This is a genomic window from Photorhabdus asymbiotica (genome assembly GCF_003634575.1).
In the GTDB taxonomy this organism is placed as follows: Bacteria; Pseudomonadota; Gammaproteobacteria; order Enterobacterales; family Enterobacteriaceae; genus Photorhabdus; species Photorhabdus asymbiotica.
In genome coordinates this window covers 648,568-670,690 of record NZ_RBLJ01000002.1, presented here as the reverse complement: position 1 = coordinate 670,690, position 22,123 = coordinate 648,568, and the positions used below count along the sequence as shown (strand labels likewise).

At 42.2% G+C, this 22,123-nt stretch carries 19 protein-coding genes and 1 pseudogene; 12 read left to right on the top strand and 8 right to left on the bottom strand.

Annotated features, from left to right (window positions below; genetic code table 11):
• Window positions 1–198 precede the first annotated feature (198 nt).
• Entirely contained in the window at window positions 199–1,182 is a 984-nt protein-coding gene (locus BDD30_RS09840) for a quinone oxidoreductase (RefSeq protein WP_015835995.1), read from the bottom strand.
• Between the two features lie 172 nt (window positions 1,183–1,354).
• On the opposite strand from BDD30_RS09840, the gene dnaB reads away from it, so the two are divergent.
• The 5 genes from dnaB (at window position 1,355) to BDD30_RS09815 (ending at window position 8,015) form a co-directional block, all read left to right on the top strand.
• Window positions 1,355–2,764 carry a replicative DNA helicase gene (gene dnaB, locus BDD30_RS09835; RefSeq protein ID WP_015835994.1) on the top strand — a complete coding sequence of 470 codons (1,410 nt, stop codon included), beginning with the start codon at window positions 1,355–1,357 and terminating at the stop codon, window positions 2,762–2,764.
• 38 nt (window positions 2,765–2,802) lie between these two features.
• Window positions 2,803–3,882 carry an alanine racemase gene (gene alr, locus BDD30_RS09830; protein ID WP_015835993.1) on the top strand — a complete coding sequence of 360 codons (1,080 nt, stop codon included), beginning with the start codon at window positions 2,803–2,805 and terminating at the stop codon, window positions 3,880–3,882.
• Between the two features lie 177 nt (window positions 3,883–4,059).
• Window positions 4,060–5,256, top strand: coding sequence for an amino acid aminotransferase (locus tag BDD30_RS09825; protein ID WP_015835992.1), 1,197 nt, complete (start codon window positions 4,060–4,062; stop codon window positions 5,254–5,256).
• Window positions 5,257–5,988: 732 nt separating this feature from the next.
• Window positions 5,989–7,080, top strand: a complete 1,092-nt coding sequence (locus BDD30_RS09820) for a PfkB family carbohydrate kinase (RefSeq protein WP_015835991.1) — start codon at window positions 5,989–5,991, stop codon at window positions 7,078–7,080.
• On the top strand, window positions 7,077–8,015 hold the full coding sequence (locus tag BDD30_RS09815; RefSeq protein WP_015835990.1) for a pseudouridine-5'-phosphate glycosidase: 939 nt from the start codon (window positions 7,077–7,079) through the stop codon (window positions 8,013–8,015). The genes BDD30_RS09820 and BDD30_RS09815 overlap by 4 nt, the downstream gene beginning before the upstream one ends.
• A 48-nt stretch (window positions 8,016–8,063) precedes the next feature.
• Here BDD30_RS09815 and uvrA read toward each other — a convergent pair whose 3' ends face one another.
• Window positions 8,064–10,898 carry an excinuclease ABC subunit UvrA gene (gene uvrA / locus BDD30_RS09810; protein ID WP_015835989.1) on the bottom strand — a complete coding sequence of 945 codons (2,835 nt, stop codon included), beginning with the start codon at window positions 10,896–10,898 and terminating at the stop codon, window positions 8,064–8,066.
• 362 nt (window positions 10,899–11,260) lie between these two features.
• Here uvrA and BDD30_RS09805 point away from each other — a divergent pair, with 362 nt between their 5' ends.
• The gene (locus tag BDD30_RS09805; protein ID WP_015835988.1) at window positions 11,261–11,794 is read left to right on the top strand and encodes a single-stranded DNA-binding protein; all 534 of its coding nucleotides are present in this window, start codon (window positions 11,261–11,263) and stop codon (window positions 11,792–11,794) included.
• Between the two features lie 307 nt (window positions 11,795–12,101).
• On the opposite strand, the gene BDD30_RS09800 is transcribed toward BDD30_RS09805, so the two are convergent.
• Both BDD30_RS09800 and BDD30_RS09795 read right to left on the bottom strand, forming a co-directional pair.
• Window positions 12,102–12,281 (bottom strand): hypothetical protein, encoded by a 180-nt coding sequence (locus BDD30_RS09800; RefSeq protein ID WP_041382488.1) that lies wholly within the window; start codon window positions 12,279–12,281, stop codon window positions 12,102–12,104.
• Window positions 12,271–12,459 carry a hypothetical protein gene (locus BDD30_RS09795; protein WP_041382486.1) on the bottom strand — a complete coding sequence of 63 codons (189 nt, stop codon included), beginning with the start codon at window positions 12,457–12,459 and terminating at the stop codon, window positions 12,271–12,273. Before BDD30_RS09795 ends, BDD30_RS09800 begins: the two co-directional genes overlap by 11 nt.
• 244 nt (window positions 12,460–12,703) lie before the next feature.
• Between BDD30_RS09795 and BDD30_RS09790 the strand changes: the two genes are divergently transcribed.
• Entirely contained in the window at window positions 12,704–12,973 is a 270-nt protein-coding gene (locus BDD30_RS09790; protein WP_041382484.1) for a helix-turn-helix transcriptional regulator, read from the top strand.
• Window positions 12,974–13,302: 329 nt separating this feature from the next.
• Here the strand turns inward: BDD30_RS09790 and fghA are convergent, their stop codons facing one another.
• Together fghA and BDD30_RS09780 are read right to left on the bottom strand one after the other, a co-directional pair.
• Entirely contained in the window at window positions 13,303–14,148 is an 846-nt protein-coding gene (gene fghA, locus BDD30_RS09785; protein ID WP_015835987.1) for an S-formylglutathione hydrolase, read from the bottom strand.
• A gap of 90 nt (window positions 14,149–14,238) precedes the next feature.
• Entirely contained in the window at window positions 14,239–15,348 is a 1,110-nt protein-coding gene (locus BDD30_RS09780; protein ID WP_015835986.1) for an S-(hydroxymethyl)glutathione dehydrogenase/class III alcohol dehydrogenase, read from the bottom strand.
• A gap of 541 nt (window positions 15,349–15,889) precedes the next feature.
• Here BDD30_RS09780 and BDD30_RS09775 point away from each other — a divergent pair.
• The 3 genes and pseudogenes from BDD30_RS09775 to BDD30_RS24165 all read left to right on the top strand — a co-directional run bounded on the left by BDD30_RS09775 (window position 15,890) and on the right by BDD30_RS24165 (window position 18,211).
• Window positions 15,890–17,565 (top strand): annotated as a pseudogene (locus BDD30_RS09775) (S-type pyocin domain-containing protein).
• Between the two features lie 3 nt (window positions 17,566–17,568).
• Complete coding sequence (locus BDD30_RS09770; RefSeq protein ID WP_015835983.1) at window positions 17,569–17,787, top strand: bacteriocin immunity protein; 219 nt, start codon at window positions 17,569–17,571, stop codon at window positions 17,785–17,787.
• A 106-nt stretch (window positions 17,788–17,893) separates the two neighbouring features.
• Entirely contained in the window at window positions 17,894–18,211 is a 318-nt protein-coding gene (locus tag BDD30_RS24165; RefSeq protein WP_249039927.1) for a hypothetical protein, read from the top strand.
• A gap of 491 nt (window positions 18,212–18,702) precedes the next feature.
• Here BDD30_RS24165 and BDD30_RS09760 read toward each other — a convergent pair whose 3' ends face one another.
• Window positions 18,703–19,125 (bottom strand): hypothetical protein, encoded by a 423-nt coding sequence (locus BDD30_RS09760; protein WP_147408130.1) that lies wholly within the window; start codon window positions 19,123–19,125, stop codon window positions 18,703–18,705.
• 520 nt (window positions 19,126–19,645) lie between these two features.
• On the bottom strand, window positions 19,646–19,978 hold the full coding sequence (locus tag BDD30_RS09755; protein ID WP_015835980.1) for a hypothetical protein: 333 nt from the start codon (window positions 19,976–19,978) through the stop codon (window positions 19,646–19,648).
• Window positions 19,979–20,874: 896 nt separating this feature from the next.
• Here BDD30_RS09755 and BDD30_RS09745 point away from each other — a divergent pair.
• Together BDD30_RS09745 and BDD30_RS09740 are read left to right on the top strand one after the other, a co-directional pair.
• Window positions 20,875–21,486, top strand: coding sequence for a hypothetical protein (locus BDD30_RS09745; RefSeq protein ID WP_015835979.1), 612 nt, complete (start codon window positions 20,875–20,877; stop codon window positions 21,484–21,486).
• The gene (locus BDD30_RS09740) at window positions 21,486–21,968 is read left to right on the top strand and encodes a surface-adhesin E family protein (RefSeq protein WP_015835978.1); all 483 of its coding nucleotides are present in this window, start codon (window positions 21,486–21,488) and stop codon (window positions 21,966–21,968) included. Before BDD30_RS09745 ends, BDD30_RS09740 begins: the two co-directional genes overlap by 1 nt.
• The last annotated feature ends 155 nt before the right edge of the window (window positions 21,969–22,123 follow it).

The window sequence follows — 22,123 nt, the reverse complement described above, 5'->3', positions numbered from 1 at the left end:
GTTTTTCATTATCGGACAAAAATAGATATCCATATACCCAATAGATTTCGAGTTGCAGCGCAACGGCAAGGGAGCGAATCCCCGGGAAAATAGATAACTATGTGACCGGGGTGAGTGAGTGCAGTTACAAAAGGCAACTTGAAAGATAACGAGTATATTAGACTTGCTGGCTTAGTTAATAACCCGCTCATTTTACCGTTAAGGGATCAGTAAACAAGACCCTTGCGTTGCCCGGCTTTCTAGAATCTGATGTGCTTTTGTTGCTTCACTTAGCGGGAATTTCTGATTTTCTGGTACATCCACGTTAATTTTGCCGCTGGCAATCAGAGCGAACAGTGCTTTACTCGCCTCATCCAATTCTTCGCGTGTTGAAATATAGCCAGCGATAGAAGGGCGGGTAACAAACAATGAACCTTTTTGATTTAAAATTCCTAAATCGACACCAGTAACAGGCCCGGATGCATTACCAAAGCTGACCATCAATCCGTGACGTTTCAAGCAATCCAGTGAATCCAACCAGGTAGATTTACCCACCGAATCATAAACTACACCGACTTTCTCACCATGGGTAATTTCATGAACTCGTTCGACAATATTTTCACGGTTATAGTTAATTACCTGCCACGCCCCGGCATTTTTAGCGAGTTGGGCTTTCTCATCAGAGCCAACTGTTCCAATAAGTTTTGCACCTAAAGTTTTTGCCCATTGGCAGGCAATGAGCCCAACGCCACCAGCAGCGGCATGAAACAAAAAGATTTCTCCTGGCTGAATTTTGTAGGTACGGCGTAGAAGATAATAAACCGTTAATCCTTTTAGAAAAGAAGCAGCAGCCTGCTCGAAGGAGATGGTATCAGGCAGAACAACGACTTGATTTTCCGCGACATTATGCACTTCACTGTAAGCACCTAAAGTTGATTGTGCATAAGCTACACGGTCACCAACTTTTATGGAAGTGACAGTAGAGCCGACTTTGGTAACTACGCCTGCGGCTTCAGTACCTAAACCGCTTGGTAATTGCGCAGGTGGATAGAGTCCATTACGAATATAGGTATCGATATAGTTGATTCCAATAGCCCTATTTTCTACTTGTACTTCATTATTAGCAGGATCTACAGGTGTGAATTCACTATATCTTAGGATTTCAGGGCCACCAGTTGCGGAAAATTCGATATGTTTTGCCATGACTCAACCTCATCAATGTAAGGGGAATGTGTGCACGTAGTAGTTCAATTCATTGTAAATGGGCTTTCGAATGTGTCAGAAATAATTACAAACTATATGTAATTACTCAAGGCACTTCATAGCGTATACTCATGTGCTGTTGCAGATTTATCAGTAGATTATTGCGGGATTCATGGCGGGAAAAAAATCAACTCACAACAAAGCGGTCGAACCAAAAGATCGCCAAATGGAAGGACTGAAGCTTCCGCCACACTCTTTGGAAGCAGAGCAGTCCGTGCTAGGCGGTTTAATGCTAGATAATGAACGCTGGGATAATGTATCCGAACGTGTTACTAGCAATGATTTTTTCAGTCGTCCACACCGGCGCATTTTTTCTGAAATGCAGCGATTGCTGGAGATGGGTAACCCAATCGATCTGATTACGTTATCTGAATCTCTTGAACAAAGTGGTGATTTGGGCAATGTAGGTGGTTTTGCTTATCTGGCCGAGTTATCAAAAAATACGCCAAGTGCGGCTAACATTAATGCTTATGCAGATATTGTCCGTGAACGTGCTGTTGTCCGCGATATGATTGCCGTTGCAAATGAAATTGCCGATGCAGGTTATGATCCACAGGGAAGGAGCAGCGAGGAGTTATTGGATCTGGCTGAATCGAAGGTATTCCAGATTGCGGAAAATCGTGCCAGCAAAGATGAAGGACCAAAAGGAATAGAACGTATTCTTGAGGAAACGGTGGAACGTATTGAGCAACTCTACCAGCGTCCTCATGATGGCGTAACCGGTGTTTCTACCGGCTATCAGGATTTGGATAAGAAAACCGCGGGATTGCAGAAGTCCGATCTGATTATCGTGGCTGCTCGTCCTTCTATGGGTAAAACCACTTTCGCTATGAACCTGTGTGAAAACGCAGCCATGATGCAAGATAAGCCAGTTTTGATCTTCAGCCTTGAGATGCCCGGCAACCAGATCATGATGCGTATGTTGGCATCCCTTTCACGAGTGGATCAAACTCGTATCCGCACCGGCCAGCTTGATGATGAGGATTGGGCGCGGATTTCCAGTACGATGGGGATATTGCTGGAAAAACGCAATATGTATATTGATGATTCGTCTGGCCTGACACCTACCGAAGTCCGTTCCCGCGCCCGGCGTGTTTTTCGTGAAAATGGTGGATTGAGTCTCATCATGATCGACTACCTGCAATTAATGCGGGTGCCGTCTTTATCTGATAACCGTACTTTGGAAATTGCAGAGATTTCCCGTTCATTGAAGGCGTTGGCTAAAGAGCTCCAGGTGCCGGTGGTTGCACTTTCTCAGCTCAATCGTAGCCTTGAACAGCGGGCAGATAAGCGCCCTGTTAACTCTGATTTACGTGAATCCGGCTCTATTGAACAGGATGCCGACCTAATTATGTTCATCTATCGTGACGAGGTTTACCATGAGAGCAGCGACATGAAAGGTGTAGCTGAAATCATTCTTGGTAAGCAGCGTAACGGTCCAATTGGTACAGTTCGCCTGACGTTTAATGGTCAATGGTCGCGGTTTGATAACTATGCCGGACCAAGTTATGACGACGAATAAGTATTAACCACCAAAGAATTAATAGATTAAGGAATAAAATGAAAGCGGCAACCGCAGTTATTGACCGCCGCGCTCTGCGACATAACCTGCAACGGGTAAGGGAGATCGCCCCTAAAAGCAATCTGATTGCAGTTGTGAAAGCAAACGCTTATGGCCATGGTTTACTGGAAACAGCACATACGCTGGATGACGCCGATTGTTTCGGTGTAGCGCGAATTGGTGAAGCATTGACGTTGCGTCATGGTGGTATTGTCAAACCGATTCTGTTATTGGAAGGATGCTTTGATGCAGCTGATCTGCCAGTACTGGTTGCTAACCATATTGAAACTGTAGTTCACAGCATTGAACAGTTGGAAGCACTGGAGCAGGCTAAGTTATCTCATCCGGTAAAAGTATGGATGAAACTGGATAGCGGGATGCATCGTTTAGGTGTAAGGCCGGAAGATGCCGAAGAATTTTACCAACGGTTAAGTCGTTGTAAAAATGTACAGCAGCCGGTCAATATTGTCAGCCATTTTGGCAGGGCTGATGAACCAACATTAGACACAACTTGCCAGCAGATTGCCTGTTTTCAGGCTTTCTGTGCTGATAAACCGGGAGAAAAATCTATTGATGCATCGGGAGGTATCCTGTTGTGGCCGGAAGTCCATCAAGATTGGGTGCGTCCTGGGCTGATGATGTATGGTGTATCGCCATTATCCGATAAAACGGCGGCGGATTTTAACCTGATGCCGGCGATGACCTTAAAGTCGAGCTTAATTGCTGTTCGTAAGCATAAAGCTGGCGAGGCGGTTGGCTATGGTGGAACTTGGATCAGTGAACGTGATACCTGTCTTGGGGTTGTGGCTATTGGCTATGGTGATGGTTATCCGCGCTGTGCTCCTTCAGGAACACCAATATATATTAATGGCCGTGAAGTGCCGATTGCTGGTCGTGTCTCGATGGATATGATCTCCGTTGATTTGGGACCAGATGCGGCAGATAAAGTCGGTGATGAAGCGGTTCTCTGGGGAGATGTGCTGCCAGTGGAACGGATTGCTGAATGCACCGGTATCATCACTTATGAGTTGGTGACCAAACTCACTTCCAGAGTGGTAATGGAATACTTGGACGAATGATTTTGTAGGTTATACCTAATAGATTTCAAGTTGCAGCGTGGCGGCAAGTGAACGAATCCCCAGGAGCATAGATAACGATGTGACTGGGGTAAGTGAAAGCAGCCAACAAAGCAGCAACTTGAAAGATGAAGGGTATAATTGTTTATTAAATAACTCACTGATAAGGAGTAGAGCCTGATGTTCCAGAATGTTGATGCTTATGCTGGTGATCCTATTCTTTCGCTGGCAGAAGAATTTAAAAAAGATCCTCGTGCGGAAAAAATTAATCTGAGCATCGGGCTTTATTACGATGAGCAGGGTGTGACTCCGCAATTGCAGGCGGTGGCTACCGCAGAAGAACAACTTAGAGCGTTATCACAGACAGCCTCTCTTTATCTGCCAATGGAAGGATTGGAATCATATCGTCTTGCGGTTCAGGAACTGTTATTTGGTAAAGAGCATTCGGTGTTGAAACAGAAAAAAGTGGCAATAATTCAAACACTTGGCGGTTCTGGTGCCCTTAAAATTGGTGCTGATTTTTTGCGTCGTTATTTCCCTGATTCAGAAGTGTGGTGTAGTGATCCAACTTGGGAAAACCATGCTGCTATTTTTGCTGGTGCTGGTATTAAGGTGAACTATTACCCTTATTTTGATACACAGACCAAAGGGGTAAAATTCAGTGAAATGCTGGAAACATTCGGGAAATTACCGGCAAAAAGCATTATTGTGATGCACCCTTGTTGCCATAATCCAACAGGATCTGACTTGACCTATGATCAATGGGATCAGGTTGTTCAGATTGTTAAGGAGAGAGAATTACTGCCATTCCTTGATATTGCTTATCAAGGGCTTGCTGATGGTATGGAAAAAGATGCTTATGCCATTCGTGCAATGGCGACAGCCGGATTGCCTTGTCTGGTGAGTAATTCTTTCTCCAAGATATTTTCTATGTATGGTGAGCGCGTGGGGGGCTTGTCTGTCATTTGCGATGATGAGCAGATTAAAGAGCGAGTATTGGGGCAGTTGAAAGCCGGTGTACGTCGTGTCTACTCTAGCCCACCGAATTTTGGTGCACTGGTTGTCGCTAAGGTGTTGACTGATTCAGCGTTGAAAGCGCAGTGGTTGGAAGAAGTTGAGCGTATGCGCTTGCGTATTTTGGAAATGCGCACAGTGCTGGTGGATACCTTGAGAACTGAATTACCAGAGAAAAACTTTGAATATTTGCTGAAACAGCGCGGTATGTTCAGCTATACCGGTTTTAGTCAGAAACAGGTGGATCGCTTGCGTGAAGAGTTTGCTGTTTATCTAGTCGGTAGTGGCCGAGTCTGCATGGCTGGCGTTAATTACCATAATGTTGCGCGTATTGCTGAAACATTTGCAGCGGTAAATCAGTAATAAAGTTTAATGTAATGAATTTGCTATTGATGATAATGATGGGCAGATTCGTAAAATAGTAGTAAACATCTTTTTGAAGCGCGCTATTCATAGTGCGCTAATATATTAATTTAATAAATTGAATTTATACCCAATAAATTTCGAGTTGCAGCGCGGCGGCAAGTGAACGAATCCCCGGGAGCATAGATAACTATGTGACCGGGGTGAGTGAGTGCAGCCAACAAAGAGGCAACTTGAAAGATAACAGGTATATAATGGTTTTATTCATCTCATCGTATCAATATACAGATATAAACTACAGACTCCTCTAATCAAATTTTTGTGAATTGAATAGTTTGCCAAAAATATTACCCTTTGATCATGATCTGGCGCTTGCTGTTTATTGTGAGGTAGATCTCTTTTTCATGAAACACTTTTCATACGGTAAAAATACTTCTGACTATTTCAAGGCATAGCCAAACACTTGTTAGTATTCGATAAGATTTTTCTTATTCCTTTGTTTTATCAGATTTATTTTAAATATAAAACACAATCTCATTATCAAAGTGCTGGAATAAATGTTTTTCAGCGGAATTTAACTTGATGGTTATCACATAAAATAGGACTGGAAACTCAGCAAAGCGTTCTTACGATCACTCTCTCAACTTCGTTATAAAGTAGAAAATTTTCTTTACTGTTTGGTGTTTCACGCATAAAACAAACGTATGTTTAAAAACAAACAAGTGCCTACAAATGACGAACCGGGAAAAACAAATATTGTATCTTCTGAGACAAGATCCGTTGATCCCACAGCAGGAAATTGCCAATATTTTAGGAATAAGCCGTTCTGGTGTTGCTGGTCACATTATGAATTTAATGAATAAAGGGTATATAAAGGGCAAAGGTTATATTTTATCTGATCATAATTATGTAGTGGTGGTTGGCTCTATTAATATGGATGTTTGTGGTTATGCATCTTCTAAATTAATTTATGAAGATTCTAACCCAGGAAAAGTAAAGTGTGCACCTGGTGGTGTGGGGAGAAATATTGCCCAAAATATCGCGTTGTTAGGTAAAGAGTGTCATCTTATTTCTGTTGTTGGTGATGATTTCTATGGTAGTACTTTATTGGATTTGGCCAAACGTGCAGGTGTCAACGTCGATCATTGCTATAAGCTTTGTGGTGAGAATACCTCAACTTATATCTCTTTATTAGATGACAGTGGTGAGATGTTAGTTGCCGTTAACGACATGCATATCCTGGAAAAACTGACGCCATCGTTGTTGGTGGATAATTGTGATCTTATTCAACATGCTGGTGTATTGGTGGTTGATTGCAATTTGTCCGAAGAGGCTTTGACCTGGCTGTTTACCAATGCCGGAACAGTCCCTGTATTTGTCGATCCGGTATCTGCATTTAAAGCACCTAAAATTAAAAATTGGCTTTCCTATATCCATACCTTAAAACCTAATCGCTTGGAAGCTGAGGTGCTTAGTGGCATGAAAATAACCCATCTTTCTGATGTTCCTGGTGTAGCACAGTGGTTTCACGATCAGGGCGTGCAGCAGCTAGTACTCAGTATGGGAATGGAAGGGGCCTACTTCAGCGAAAAGGATGGTGTGGCTGGTTGGTCACATCCCATAAATATCAAGATTGTCAATGTAACAGGTGCCGGCGACGCTATGATGGCCGGGCTCGTGAGCTGCTGGTTGGAGGATATGACGCTGGCTGAAAGTGTTCGCTTTGCTCAAGGATGTTCTGCGTTAACGCTATCTTGCGAATTTACCAATAATCCAAATCTGTCGAATGGCAGTGTTCAAAAACTTTTGGAATTACGATCATGAAAAATCACGCTATTGGAAATGAATATCTGGATATTTCTCCAGAAGTTACTGAGGCTTTAGCGAATAATCAACCTGTCGTAGCGTTTGAATCTACTATTATTGCTCAAGGGATGCCCTATCCGCAGAATGTGGAGGTGGCATTACAGGTTGAACAGAAAGTCAGAGAAAATGGAGCTGTTCCCGCAACGATAGCTGTTATCAATGGGCGGATGAAAGCAGGATTGTCGCATGAAGAAATAGAGCTTTTGGGTAGCGAGGGCTACAAGGTGACGAAAGTCAGTCGCCGTGATTTACCTTTTGTTATGGCTGCCGGGAAAAATGGTGCGACTACGGTGGCTTCTACCATGATTATCGCTGAGATGGCGGGCATTAAAATTTTCGCTACTGGCGGTATTGGTGGTGTACACCGTGGAGCGGAACATACTTTTGATATTTCCGCCGACTTGCAGGAACTGGCTAAAACCAGTGTTGCGGTAGTTTGTGCTGGAGCTAAATCCATTCTGGATCTTGGCTTGACAACAGAATATCTTGAAACTCATGGTGTACCATTAATTGGTTATCAGACTGACTCTTTACCGGCGTTTTTCTGCCGTACCAGTCCATTTTCGGTCAGTGCTCGTTTAGATTCCCCAGAACAGATAGCCCAAGTCATGGCGATAAAATGGCGTACTGGGTTACAAGGGGGATTAGTGATTGCTAATCCAATCCCTGAGCAGTACGCCATGCCAGAAGAGGAAGTTAATGCAGCTATCGAGCAGGCGGTGCGTGAGTCCATTGAGCAGGGAGTGAGTGGAAAAGAGTGTACGCCGTTTTTGTTGGCCAGAGTGGCTGAGTTGACTGGAGGTAATAGCCGGTCTTCTAATATTCAATTAGTACTCAATAATGCTGAATTAGCGGCGAAAATTGCTTGTCATTATTGGGAAAACGATATGTGAAGTTGCTGCCAGGAAATAGAGGGGCCTGACTAAGCCCCTACGGGCACATTATGCTTTTTTCTGTAATACAGGTTTCAGGAAACGGGCGGTATGTGATTTTTCACATTCGGCGACCTCTTCTGGGGTGCCAGAAACCAGAATTTCACCGCCGCCGCTACCTCCTTCAGGACCAAGATCAATGATCCAGTCAGCGGTTTTAATAACATCAAGATTGTGCTCGATAACCACAATAGTATTTCCTTGATCACGTAGCTGATGCAAAACTGCCAGCAATTGCTGGATATCAGCAAAGTGCAAACCCGTTGTTGGCTCATCAAGAATATATAATGTTTGTCCTGTGCCGCGTTTGGATAACTCGCGTGCTAATTTTACTCGTTGAGCTTCACCACCTGACAATGTTGTTGCTGATTGCCCCAGACGAATGTAGGAAAGGCCAACATCTATTAATGTTTGCAGTTTACGAGATAAAGCAGGAATCGCATCAAAGAATTCACGGGCTTCTTCGATAGTCATATTTAGCACTTCATTGATATTCTTGCCTTTATATTTTATTTCCAATGTTTCACGGTTATAACGCTTACCCTTACATTGATCGCAAGGTACATAAATATCAGGTAGGAAGTGCATTTCTACTTTAATCACGCCATCACCCTGACAAGCTTCACAGCGTCCACCTTTAACGTTAAAACTGAATCGTCCAGGTGTATAACCACGGGCGCGGGATTCCGGTACGCCAGAGAATAATTCACGGACTGGCGTGAATACGCCGGTGTAAGTTGCCGGGTTAGAACGAGGGGTTCGGCCTATCGGACTCTGGTCAATATCAATCACTTTATCGAAATGTTCCAACCCTTGAATATCGATATAAGGAGCGGGATTGATATTGGTCGCACCATTCAATTGGCGTTGGGCAATGGGGAACAGTGTGTCATTGATGAGCGTTGATTTACCGGAGCCAGAAACCCCGGTAATACACGTGAATAACCCGACAGGTAGATTGAACATCACATTTTTCAGGTTATTACCTTTGGCACCAATCAGTTTTAGCATTTTTTTCGGATCTGCCGGGATACGTTTTTCTGGAATCATAATTTCCCGTTCACCACTCAGGAATTTACCTGTTAGTGAATCTTGGCTTACCATGATGTCCTTAACTGTGCCTTCTGCGACGATTTTGCCACCGTGTACACCGGCACCGGGGCCGATATCAATGATATGGTCAGCCGCTCGGATGGCATCTTCATCATGTTCAACCACAATCACGGTATTGCCCAAGTTGCGCAAGTGAATCAGTGTTTCCAGCAGGCGTTCATTATCCCGCTGATGCAATCCGATGGAAGGTTCATCAAGTACATACATGACTCCCACCAGACCGGCACCAATTTGGCTGGCAAGACGGATACGCTGAGCTTCGCCCCCGGACAGTGTTTCGGCAGAACGGGAGAGGGTCAGATAATTTAGACCGACATTAACCAGGAATTTCAGACGATCGCGGATCTCTTTTAATACTTTCTCAGCAATTTGCGCACGTTGACCGCTGAGTTTAATATTTTGGAAGAAATCCATCGCATGGCCAATACTAAAATCTGAGATTTCCGGTAGGGTTGTATTCTCAATAAATACGTAACGCGCTTCTTTACGTAAGCGGGTTCCGTGACAGGAAATACATGAACGGTTGCTGATGTATTTCGCCAGTTCTTCACGGACAGCCGTAGATTCCGTCTCTTTATAGCGGCGTTCCATATTATGCAGTACACCCTCGAATGGATGGTTGCGTATTGTGGTATCACCGCGATCATTGATGTATTTAAATTCGATGGATTGTTTACCGGAACCGTACAACACTATTTTCTGAATACTGCTGCTCAGGGAGTTGAAAGGTATTTCAATATCGAATTTATAATGCTCTGCCAGTGAACATAGCATCTGGAAATAGTAGAAATTACGGCGATCCCAGCCACGAATTGCACCACCAGCGAGGGAGATATCACCATTCTGAATGACTCTGTCAGGATCAAAAAATTGCTGAATGCCTAAACCATCACAAGTTGGGCAAGCCCCGGCTGGGTTGTTAAAAGAGAACAGGCGAGGTTCCAGTTCACTCATGCTGTAGCCACATGTTGGACACGCAAAATTGGCGGAGAAAATCAGTTCCTCAGCCTGAGCGTTATCCATATCAGCGACAATAGCTGTACCGCCTGAAAGTTCCAGAGCGGTTTCAAAAGATTCAGCCAGACGCTGCGCCAGATCGGCACGAACTTTAAAGCGATCAATGACCACTTCAATGGTATGTTTCTTCTGTAATTCCAGTTTTGGTGGATCGGATAAGTCACAGACTTCGCCATCAATGCGCGCGCGGATATAACCTTGTGCTGCCAGATTATCCAGTAATTTAGTGTGTTCGCCTTTGCGCTCTTTGACAATGGGTGCCAGCAACATCAAGCGATTACCTTCTGGCAGTGCTAGCACATTATCTACCATTTGGCTGACAGTCTGTGCCGTCAATGGGATATCGTGGTCAGGGCAACGTGGTTCGCCTACGCGGGCAAACAGCAAACGTAGATAATCATGAATTTCGGTAATTGTCCCTACGGTTGAACGTGGGTTGTGAGAAGTAGATTTTTGCTCAATAGAAATAGCCGGGGATAGTCCCTCAATATGGTCAACATCGGGTTTCTCCATCAGTGATAGAAACTGGCGCGCATAGGCTGAAAGTGATTCAACATAACGACGCTGCCCTTCTGCATAAAGCGTATCAAATGCTAGAGAAGACTTACCAGAACCGGACAAACCCGTGATAACGATCAGCTTGTCTCGGGGAATTATCAGATTGATATTTTTGAGATTGTGGGTACGTGCGCCCCGAACTTCGATGTTATCCATGAACTATTTCCCGGATGATTCATACGTGCATATACCCTTTATCTTTCAAGCTGCTGCTTTGTTAGCTGCCTTTCACTCACCCCAGTCACATCGTTATCTATGCTCTTGGGGATTCGCTCATTTGCCGCCGTGCTGTAACTCGAAATCTATTGGGTGTAAATAATAAAAAGTGAGTTATTATTACACAGAGTTGACTGATTAGATATACAGTATTTAAGTGAAATAATGTAATAAGTACAGTATGAAAATACGGTAAGCTTCGCAAAGTCCGCTTTAAAGCGGTCACGTTTCATTTTTAGCGTCGCATGTTAAACTGCGTTGCTTAATAATTGTAGAAATTCATTTCATCAGGAGTATTCCCAATGGCCAGCAGAGGCATAAACAAAGTTATTTTAATTGGTAATCTGGGGCAGGACCCTGAAGTTCGCTACATGCCGAACGGTGGCGCAGTTACCAACATTACTCTGGCGACTTCTGAAAGCTGGCGCGATAAACAAACCGGCGAGATGAAAGAAAAGACTGAATGGCACCGGGTTGTTTTATTCGGCAAACTGGCAGAAGTTGCGGGTGAATATCTGCGTAAAGGTTCACAAGTTTATATTGAAGGCTCTCTGCAAACTCGCAAATGGCAGGATCAGAACGGCCAGGATCGTTACACCACTGAAGTGGTGGTAAACATGGGTGGTACCATGCAAATGTTGGGTGGTCGAGCGGGTGGTAGTTTCCAGGAGGGACAACCACAAGGCGGTGGTTGGGGACAGCCACAGCAGCCACAATTACAACCACAACAATCTCAGCAGTTCAGCGGCGGCGGTGCTCCTTCTCGCCCTGCTCAATCCTTTGCTCCACAAAGTAATGAACCGCCAATGGATTTTGATGATGATATTCCGTTCTGATTTCTGAGTTTTTCTTTGTAAAACAATTGGTTGTAATATTGTTTTGTGATAATCGTAGGCTGTTGGAGTGCCTATTGCAAGCCTGACTTATCCTTACCCAGTAATGGGTTATGAACCTCGAAAGAGGCAGAGGAATGTAGCATGTCAGGAAAAGGCTGGTTGCGGGAAATAACCTACTTTGCGCCAGCCATTGCAAGTCCCATATGGTTAAGCCTTCATAGTGGGTTGCGAGATATCTTTAATTAATGGTTAGTTAGGATTGATACTACCTTTATCTGGTAAAAAGTAGCATCTCGATACTCGTAAATTATGATTTTGCCTCTAACAAGGTTTTAGCCGCTTCAATGCCTGAGTTTATAATGAAATCTTTGGGGGTGATATTTTTTTCATTTACTTTATCGGAGATAAGTCTTCTTTGGTTTACACCAAATGTCATTGAGATTGGTTTACCAACCTTCGCTCTATTGGATTTTTTCTTACTTCTCATTTTTTTCACCTTTTGTTTGGGCTGCTAGGGCGGCATTTTTCTTAAACCACTTGTTGACCGACCAGTGTTTACCAGTCAATTTTTCCATTAGATCACAAGCCTTATTGACGTTGTCAACAGACTCCTGATTGCTTAAAACGATAATTTGTTTTCGTTTCATTATAAATTGGTCTTTCATGTTTTCCCTTAGAGCTTTTGATGAACTCAAATCTCAAGCTACACCTAAACAATTTATGCGTCAATCTGCGAAATAGTGCGACAATATGCGACATTTTGTTTTTTAGTGAGGTGAGGTGAGGTGTGATTTGGCAATTTTTTAGGCTAAAGTATAAGAAACTTAGGCTAAATAATATTGATTTAATGCGTCAATCTGCGTCAAATTGCGCCTTTGATAACTTATCCTGGAATACAGGAATTAGGAAATGAAATATCTTACTATTGATGAAGTATGTGAAATGTTAAGCATCAGCAGGAGGACTTTGGAAAGAATGAGATCTGATACTTTGGATTCTCGTCGGAATGAACCAAATTCAGGAGATGTTATTAGAAACGGAATAGGAGACTTAGTGGGGCAGATGAAACATCCTCATCGTATATCATTTCCTAAACCCGATTTTTATATTGGTAAAAGTCCACGATGGGAGAGAGATAAGTTGATAACTTGGCTACAAAAAAATGGTCATAGATTGTGAACTGGTATAATTTAATATGGTAGCCTTTCAAAAGGCTACCTTGCTTAATTATTTCTTTGTGTTTTTGAAAAGTTCTCCCCCGGATTTGGAGGGCATAAGATATTACTTTGAATCAAAGTTAATCGTTTATTTACTAAGAAATCACATGAATCTAGCTTGCCTATGAGTGTTTCTTCCGTTGAAAATAAGGAAGTATGGCTGTAGTACTAGTAAGCTGATTTATCTAATGCCCCGTTAAATTGAACTGACCCCATAATGCAGGGCTTTTCACCTGAGTTCGTATTAAATTGACTGCATAGCTACCAAGGTATTGGCTTGAGAACCTTTTATTAATTACCAGAACAAGTCCCCTTTAATACGTTGGCATGATATGTGATATGCTCGCCGATAAAACTAGCAACAAAATAGTAGCTATGGTCATAGCCGGTGCGTAGGTTTAGTATGTAGGGATGCCCAGTACTCTCGCATACATCTTTCAGCAGCTCAGGGCGTAGCTGCTCTTCAAGAAATGGGTCATCGGTACCAATATCAATTAATACATGCAATGGTTCAGCGCTATTGGTTAGTAGCTCGACTGTATCATAGGCTTTCCATGTGTCACGATCTTCGCCCAAATAGGCGCAAAAAGCTTTTTCTCCCCAGGGAACCTGGGAGGGAGCAACAATGGGTGAAAAGGCCGATACACTGCGGTAACGATCTGGATTGCGTAGCGCAATCATCAATGCGCCATGGCCGCCCATAGAATGACCACTGACGGCCCGAGCAGTTGTTGCCGGAAAATCTGCTTCGATCAGCGCCGGTAGTTCTGACACTACATAATCGTACATGCGATAGTGTTGTACCCAAGGTTCCTGTGTTGCGTTGAGGTAAAAACCGGCTCCCTGACCTAAATCATAAGCGTTATCATCAGCAACTTTTTCACCACGAGGGCTGGTATCTGGAGCGACAAGGATAATCCCCTGTTCGGCAGCGTAACGTTGAGCTCCCGCTTTAGTGATGAAATTCTGCTCATTGCATGTTAAGCCTGAGAGCCAGTACAGTACCGGTAATTTCTGACGTTCAGCTTGAGGAGGAAGGTAGACAGAAAAATTCATGGTACAACCAAGCACAGCCGATTCGTGCTGATAAACATCCTGCCATCCTCCAAAACAAGCGTGGCGTTCAATCCTCTTCATTCTTTTCCTCTTCTGTAAAACTTACTCGTTCACTTATTTCACGTTAAAAACCGTCTGTCACAGCACGGTTTTTAACTCCGGCAAAACAGCTTAGTAATAGATGACTGTGCGAATCGATTTTCCCTCATGCATCAAATCGAATGCTTCATTGATGCGCTCAAGCGGCAAGGTGTGAGTAACAAAGGGTTTTAACTCAATTTCACCTTTCATTGCCTCTTCCACCATTTTAGGCAACTGACTGCGGCCTTTAACACCGCCAAAGGCGGTGCCTCGCCATGAACGGCCAGTGACTAGTTGGAATGGTCGGGTTGAAATTTCTTGTCCTGCACCGGCCACGCCAATAATCACTGATTGCCCCCAGCCACGGTGTGCACTTTCGAGCGCGGCACGCATGACATTGACATTACCAATACACTCGAAGGTATGATCCACACCCCATTCCGTCATCTCGATAATGACTTGTTGAATAGGTTTGTCGTAATCATTTGGGTTCAGGCAGTCGGTTGCACCGAATTGTCTGGCCAGCTCAAATTTTGCCGGGTTTGTATCGATGGCAATGATCTTGCCAGCTTTTGCCTGACGAGCGCCTTGGATCACGGCAAGGCCAATGCCGCCGAGCCCAAAGACGGCGACGGAATCACCGGGTTGCACTTTGGCAGTATTGTGCACTGCACCGATGCCGGTAGTGACGCCACAGCCCAGCAGGCATACTTCTTCGTGGTTTGCTTTCGGATTGATTTTTGCCAGTGATACTTCGGCTACGACTGTATATTCGCTGAATGTGGAGCATCCCATATAATGATAAATAGGTTGCCCTTTGTAGGAAAAACGGGTTGTGCCATCCGGCATGACACCTTTCCCCTGAGTTGCGCGCACAGCTACGCACAGGTTGGTTTTTCCTGATTTACAAAACAGGCATTCCCCGCATTCTGCGGTATAAAGAGGGATAACGTGATCACCGGGTTTGACACTGGTGACGCCTTCGCCAACCTCAACGACTACGCCCGCGCCTTCATGTCCGAGTATGACAGGAAAAACGCCTTCCGGATCATCCCCTGACAGGGTGAAGGCATCCGTGTGACACACACCGGTATGGCTGATTTTGACCAATACTTCACCGGCTTGGGGCGGGGCAACATCAATTTCAACGATTTCAAGGGGTTGACTTGGTCCAAATGCAACAGCGGCTCGTGATTTCATAATCTTTCCTTTTGAATAGACAGTGCCATGTGTTCGCGAATACAGATTAATAAAGTCAGTCGGTTTGTCAGCGAAGATATGTTCGGATCAGAGAAAACGGCATCTTAGATTGAGGTTTTCTGTGCTTCAATCTGGCCTTTGATCCTCCTGATCTGAGTGAGAATGCGTTTTTTCTCTTTCTGACGAATGGGTATAAAACAAGTATCTCCTGAATAGTGGGGGATGTATACCTAATAGATTTCGAGTTGCAGCGCGGCAGCAAGTGAACACATCCCCAGGAGCATAGATAACTTCAGTTGTACCTCGTCTATCCCCCTTCTACAGGCTTTGATGTTAATAATACGTTTATAAATGGTTATAAAACATAAGTTATTGCATGTGTTTGAGGCGATAAAATCCGCCATTTTCGGACTGTTCTTATATACCTTAAGTTAAATTCGATGCATTATTAACCATCTGTTAACTCACAAGTGGTAAAAATATGATGGTGATTTCAGTTAAACCCATTCTTCATGTGGTCAGCCGATGGAGAAGCGAATAGATGGCAATAGGATATTTTTTGCTCGTTGGTGATAAGACGACCTGTGGCGGCCAGATTATTACCGGTGACCACACTATGACATTTAATGGGCGGGCAACCGCGCGTGAAGGGGATAAGGTGACCTGTGGTAAACATCCCGGTACTTATATGATTGTCGGGGGTGTTTCAGATGTGTTTGACATGGGGCGAAAACTGGCGGGCACATTGGACAGTGTCAGTACCTGCCCCTGTCGGGCCCGGTTTATTAATTCGGAGAGGGACAGTTACGAAAAACAGGAGCAGCCCAATCATCCGGCCACAGCGCCGGTTAATATGGCGGCTCAGAATATCTCATCGCCGGTTAAGGGAGCGGAAAACGTGCAGTCCGGTCTGCCTCCGGTGATAAAAGCCCCGCCGCCAACCCCGGTGTTTACCAAGTCTTGTCTGCGGGGTAAAGGCTGTACTGATGCTGGAACCGACGCGGAACCCGCGGATAATTTCGGGTGCATGGGGATCTATCAGGTTTCGTCATCGCCTGCGTCGGTGACACCGCCGAAACCCGAACCACCGCCACCAAATAAGAAACACCCGCCGGAGCCGGATAAACCGCAGGATAAAAAATTACCGTGGTATAAACGGTGGTTGAGTGATGGCAAAGATAAAACCGAAGCCGCCGCGACCGCTATGGCTGCGACTGCCCGCAGCGCGGTAGCGGAAGGGGAAGTGCTGGCGATGCGTTACATCGGTGGTAGTGCTATCAGTGCTGGACGCTGGCTGGTGGCCCCGAATCCGGTAACGGTGGGGCTAATGGGACTGTTCTATTCGCCGTCGCTGAATCAGGGTGAGGAGGATTATCTCAGTCAGTATCAACTCAGGCAAATAGCCGAACAGTTTGGTAAAGCGCCGACTCGTGTTCGTTTCCGCTGGATCAGAGATGAAGAAAGCGGCAGGATGACGGTTCAGGGGTATCACGTTAGCCCGGAAAGTGGGCTGGATGAAGTGCCGGTTCATGTGATGAGATTGAACCAGACCACGGGGAATTACGAGTTCTGGGAGCCGGGAGAGAACAGGCCGACAATTTTATGGACGCCGAACGAACAGGAATTTAAAGTTCCGGCCCATACCGGGAATGAAGAACCGCCGTTTATTCCATCGCAAATAACCGTATTGCCGATCCCGGATAGAGTGGGCAGCGATATTGAATCGCTACCGATGCCGGAAGAAAAGGATTTCCGCGATTATATTCTGGTCTTTCCTGCCGGTTCAGGCATGAAACCAATTTATGTGATGTTCAATACTCCCCGAAATCAACCGGGCGTAGTTACTGGTCGGGGGCAAAAATCGAAGGAAATTGGTTAAGTCGCGCAGGACAAGGTATGGGAGCGCCCATTCCCAGTCAGATAGCGGATAAATTACGTGGGAAGAGATTTAATAGCTTTGATGATTTCAGAAAGGCGTTTTGGAAAGAGGTTGCTAATGATCCTGAGTTGTCTAAGCAATTTAAAGCTGCAAATATAGGGAATATGAAAAAAGGAAAGGCTCCAGCTCCAAGGAAAAACGAATGGAGAGGAAAAAAGAAGAAATATGAGTTACATCATAAAAAACCTGTTTCAGAAGGTGGTGATATTTATCATATTGATAATATTAATGTTGTTACTCCAAAGAAACATGGTGAATTACATAGTAGAGGTGAATAAACTATGGAAAATGATGCAAAGAATATTACTGAAAATGAATTTCTATCTTTAATAGAGAAAATATTTAATGGTAATTTTAGAACAGAAGATGAAGAATCAGAAGCTATAGATGAGTTTGAAAGAATTTCAGAGCATCCCTCTGGTGGTGATTTAATATTTTACCCAGAGGAAGGCGTTGAAGATAGCCCTGAAGGTGTGCTTAAAGTTATAAAAGAATGGTGAGCTCAAAACGGCAAACCTGGCTTTAAGGAATAACCGGGATTCGGTAAATGAGGAAAAGGATTTCCGCGATTATATTCTGGTACTTCCCATCCCGAATATGCCGCCGGTGAAATGGTTTGAAGTGGGAGAATATCAGGATCTGGCTGGACGTAGCCGTAATGATGGAATGGATATTGATCATATTCCTTCTAAGGCAGCGTTAAGAGAGTATTTGATAAGAACCTACGGAGAAAAGATTCAAGAGCAAGATATGGGAGAACCTAATTCTGTTGGTAGTCCAGAGAAAATCCCTGTCATTGGTATCGTTGGCGGATATGATTCATATACACATAAGCTGAGTGAACAATATCCTAATACAGAAATTCGTTTTCTCTATTTGGCTGATCTACGGGGGCATGCATTAATATTTGAACATTTTGCATAAATGCTTTCTGTAATATTTCTCTTTTATTGGATAACAGTTAATAAACCGTTATCCGTGTTTATATACAATTCTCCCATGATTTACTTGGGCAAGTTGAGACAATCATTGGGTATAGGATAATAAACCGCTACCCATATTCAATATCGGCATTTTGCGCTATTAAGCACCAGATTTTCGGAATAAATAATGGCAGTTAATATTGAAGAGTTAATTAATAACTTAGGAAAAAATTATCAGAAAATTTTTATTGAAAATTAATCTCTTATTTGTTTTTATAGATAATAAGATGTTAATTACGACTATTTAATCTATCTACGACAAAGTTTACTTCAGATTGAAAGCGTTAATAAAATCATTCCCTTTTGTAAAATACATTTTCTGATTAAACGACTCATATTATTATTTTTCTTTTTTCCAAAAAGAGATATAAGTATTCACCACGTTAATTTTTGTTTTTCATTTTTCACTGATGGTTTTATAATAAACCAGTTTTAAATTGTTTTAAAAGTCATAGTATTAATCCTTGGTTTTAATCGGGATAAAGTTTTAACCATTGTTTTAACCATTGTTTTAACCATTGTTTTAACCATTGTTTTAACCATTGTTTTAACCATTGTTTTAACCATTGTTTTAACCATTGTTTTAACCATTGTTTTAACCATTGTTTTAACCATTGTTTTAACCATTGTTTTAACCATTGTTTTAACCATTGTTTTAACCATTGTTTTAACCATTGTTTTAACCATTGTTTTAACCATTGTTTTAACCATTGTTTTAACCATTGTTTTAACCATTGTTTTAACCGTTGTTTTAACCGTTGTTTTAACCGTTGTTTTAACCGTTGTTTTAACCGTTGTTTTAACCGTTGTTTTAACCGTTGTTTTAACCGTTGTTTTAACCGTTGTTTTAACCACTTTTAACGCCTGATTTTTAGCAAATTTAATCATCATGGCATATAGTGTTTTACGTTTAATGCACATTAATCATAGCCGGTTTTAGCTTTAATGACGCGGTTTTACCAGCAATCCTGAATAGTTTTAATAAGGTATTCTCTTTATGTTTTTACGGATAATAAATCCTTTAATTGGAATAAACGAGATAATGTTATTCTCATTATATGTTTGAAAATTTATTCGGTTTATTATTAAGGGAAAATTCCGGATTGATTTTAGCGTTAATTTTATCAGCGATTTAGCTTTAGTTGAAAAATGATGATAAAAATTGGGTGATTATCATGTTAAGTTTAGATATTTAAATGAGTAAATTATTTATATAAAACTTGCCATAAGTTAAAGGTTTATTTCTTAAACTTTATCATTTAATTTGTTAAAGTAAATTTTTTACACAGGTATGTATGGAATAGATAAGATTTATCTAGACAAGTAAAGTAGATTTTTAGCTTATAAGGCCCTGCATAAGCAGAGCCTATATGTATTACTGGGTAACATCGATCAAGCCAAGATCATTATTTAATGTTGTGCCACTAATCATATAGTTGGCGATGGTTTTATTTCCTTTGTTGTATGCAAAAACTTGATGAGCTTCATTATCACGACCCCATACTACAAACACATGCATATAAACCATCGCTCCATCAGGAACCCCAAGATCACCTGGGTCAATAGTCTTTGTTACGCCAAGAGTAATATCATCACCTTGTTTACTTAAATATTTTTCACCGTTAGCATCAATATAACTAAATTGTATTCTGGCAACAAATCCTCCTGAATTTTTCAGGCTCATTTGTCCAATTTGTTGAAATTCCATAATAATTTCCTCTTAAGAAAAATGCTAATAACATTGAGATATTCGACTATACCCTTCATCCTTCAAGTTGCTGCTTTGTTGGCTGCTTTCTCTCACCCCAGTCACATAGTTATCTATGCTCCTGGGGATTCGTTCACTTGCCGCCGCGCTGCAACTCGAAATTTATTGGGTATATACAAATCGTCCAGGATTTATAAAAAATAAATAACATCTTAAAGCAACTAGGGCAAATAAATATTATGTTTGTTTTAGTGGTGATAAAATTATTCTGATAAGCATAAATAATATATGATTTGTTTGTTTTTATTTTTACAGATATTTAATATAGTTCATGTTTTTTCTTTGAAATATAAACTAATGAGAAATTCGTTTTTTATTATGTAGTAACATCTTTATTGTTTTGATTGGAAATAATTTCAATATCATAGTTTTTATTTTTGAATAAAAATAATTGTTAACTTTGTCTCCCTGTTTTTCTCTTGTCACTCCGTCGAAAGATAAATCCTCAGAATTAAGCCTATGGCCTTGCTCAATTAAGTTGAACTTGTAACTTTTTTGAGTAATTGTGTGTAATAAAAGCAATTAAGTAATTTCATAAACTACTGAAAGGTTTTTTAACGGCTCAAAAACGCATTTCCAAGGAATACGGGCGTTAAGTATGGTGATATTGCTTGATAAAATAGATAATATTCCTATAATGGTTGCGTTTAGCGATATAAGATGTGACTTTAGGAACGATATTTACTGGTATTTTTGACGGTATTTTTTATTAAAAAATAATTTTGGGTTTTCTAAAGTGATAATTGAATTTTCAATTTTTTTAGATTTTTTTTCAATGATCATTCTGTATATATGCAATAATTGCCACTGACGGCAAAAAATATTAAAGGAAAATTATGTCTGTTTTTAAATCTTTATTGATGACTGCGGTTTTGGGGACTTCTGTTAATACGGTTGGGGCGGCGACGTTGACTGACAGTTTGCTTCAGTGTGATCCGCAATTCTTCCAAACACTTTATCAGCATCGTGCAGCTTTGAGTAAAGTAGTGAATGTTGAGCATGATAATAAAGGGAATGCCTGGATTCCGGTGAAGGATAAGGAAGTAAGAATTGCATTTTTCACTCAACCCATCCACGATAAAAAATTGACACTGTCTGGTTATTATGAGCAGTTTGATGATCTAGATAAATTGGGAAAATACTATTTTTGGGGATTTTTAATCAACGAACCGATGGAGGCTGTTGTTGCTGCGACACCAGAAATACACTGGCAGCACAGCGGCGATCTCTACATTGCCAATCCGCAGATTAAACTCAAGCAGGATGAGTCTTGGCAACCTAATCCTTCTACGACTGATGGAATTGCTCCGATGGTGGGCAGTGCGGAGAAATTGTTGATGCTTAGTAGCAGAAATGGGAAATCGATATTACATTGTTCCATTCAGGGCAGTATCGATCAGGCATTACTTTATCAAGAACGACCGGATATCGCAGCAGGGAATCAATAATGAAACGTTTATTTATTGTCGCTGGAATATCACTGTTAGCTGGCTGTGCCAATCATGCAACGCAGGCAGTGAAGCCGCCTAATGTGGTTAAATTACTTGATAATGACAGGGCCACAACCTATTTTTCTTTTGAGGGGATTTCAGCCTACAATAATAATCCACATCTTCGTCAATTTTATACAATTAATAATTACAAAGAGCCTGGAGTGATCTCGAAGGAAAAAAATTTGTCTATTTACAGTTCACGAACGATCAATGTAGTGAATTGTGATCGAATGGAAACTGCTGCATTTGAACTCACTTTCTTTTCTGAGCCTTTCGCCAAAGGTTTGGTTATTGCGAGGCGGGATGAAGTGGGGCAATGGAGAACATTTTCGGAAAAGTCGATCATGGAAATGATTCGTGGGTTAGTGTGCAGAATTGATCCGGCCCGGCTGAAACCCGCTTTATCTAAGGATACACAAACACCATTGTTAGAATAGTTGTTTCAGTTATATAACCCTTGAAAGCTAAAAGTGTAGATAATTGGGGTTTGTCACCAGTCTGAAACCCATCGAAGGTGGGTTTCGTTGCTCTAAGATATATCGGTTTTACTTATGATATTAACTGCGTAGCCTGTTAGTACGCCCACTTTTTT

Excerpts from the sequence above, each read along its gene's own strand:
- BDD30_RS09770 (WP_015835983.1), top strand. The coding sequence starts at position 17,569 with ATGGAAAATGATGCAAAGAATATTACTGAAAATGAATTTCTATCTTTA.
- BDD30_RS09820 (WP_015835991.1), top strand. The coding sequence starts at position 5,989 with ATGACGAACCGGGAAAAACAAATATTGTATCTTCTGAGACAAGATCCG.
- BDD30_RS09745 (WP_015835979.1), top strand. The coding sequence starts at position 20,875 with ATGTCTGTTTTTAAATCTTTATTGATGACTGCGGTTTTGGGGACTTCT.
- dnaB (WP_015835994.1), top strand. The coding sequence starts at position 1,355 with ATGGCGGGAAAAAAATCAACTCACAACAAAGCGGTCGAACCAAAAGAT.
- BDD30_RS09755 (WP_015835980.1), bottom strand. The coding sequence starts at position 19,978 with ATGGAATTTCAACAAATTGGACAAATGAGCCTGAAAAATTCAGGAGGA.
- alr (WP_015835993.1), top strand. The coding sequence starts at position 2,803 with ATGAAAGCGGCAACCGCAGTTATTGACCGCCGCGCTCTGCGACATAAC.
- BDD30_RS09815 (WP_015835990.1), top strand. The coding sequence starts at position 7,077 with ATGAAAAATCACGCTATTGGAAATGAATATCTGGATATTTCTCCAGAA.
- BDD30_RS09805 (WP_015835988.1), top strand. The coding sequence starts at position 11,261 with ATGGCCAGCAGAGGCATAAACAAAGTTATTTTAATTGGTAATCTGGGG.
- uvrA (WP_015835989.1), bottom strand. The coding sequence starts at position 10,898 with ATGGATAACATCGAAGTTCGGGGCGCACGTACCCACAATCTCAAAAAT.
- BDD30_RS09795 (WP_041382486.1), bottom strand. The coding sequence starts at position 12,459 with ATGAAAGACCAATTTATAATGAAACGAAAACAAATTATCGTTTTAAGC.
- fghA (WP_015835987.1), bottom strand. The coding sequence starts at position 14,148 with ATGAAGAGGATTGAACGCCACGCTTGTTTTGGAGGATGGCAGGATGTT.
- BDD30_RS09840 (WP_015835995.1), bottom strand. The coding sequence starts at position 1,182 with ATGGCAAAACATATCGAATTTTCCGCAACTGGTGGCCCTGAAATCCTA.
- BDD30_RS09825 (WP_015835992.1), top strand. The coding sequence starts at position 4,060 with ATGTTCCAGAATGTTGATGCTTATGCTGGTGATCCTATTCTTTCGCTG.
- BDD30_RS09780 (WP_015835986.1), bottom strand. The coding sequence starts at position 15,348 with ATGAAATCACGAGCCGCTGTTGCATTTGGACCAAGTCAACCCCTTGAA.
- BDD30_RS09790 (WP_041382484.1), top strand. The coding sequence starts at position 12,704 with ATGAAATATCTTACTATTGATGAAGTATGTGAAATGTTAAGCATCAGC.
- BDD30_RS09740 (WP_015835978.1), top strand. The coding sequence starts at position 21,486 with ATGAAACGTTTATTTATTGTCGCTGGAATATCACTGTTAGCTGGCTGT.
- BDD30_RS09800 (WP_041382488.1), bottom strand. The coding sequence starts at position 12,281 with ATGAGAAGTAAGAAAAAATCCAATAGAGCGAAGGTTGGTAAACCAATC.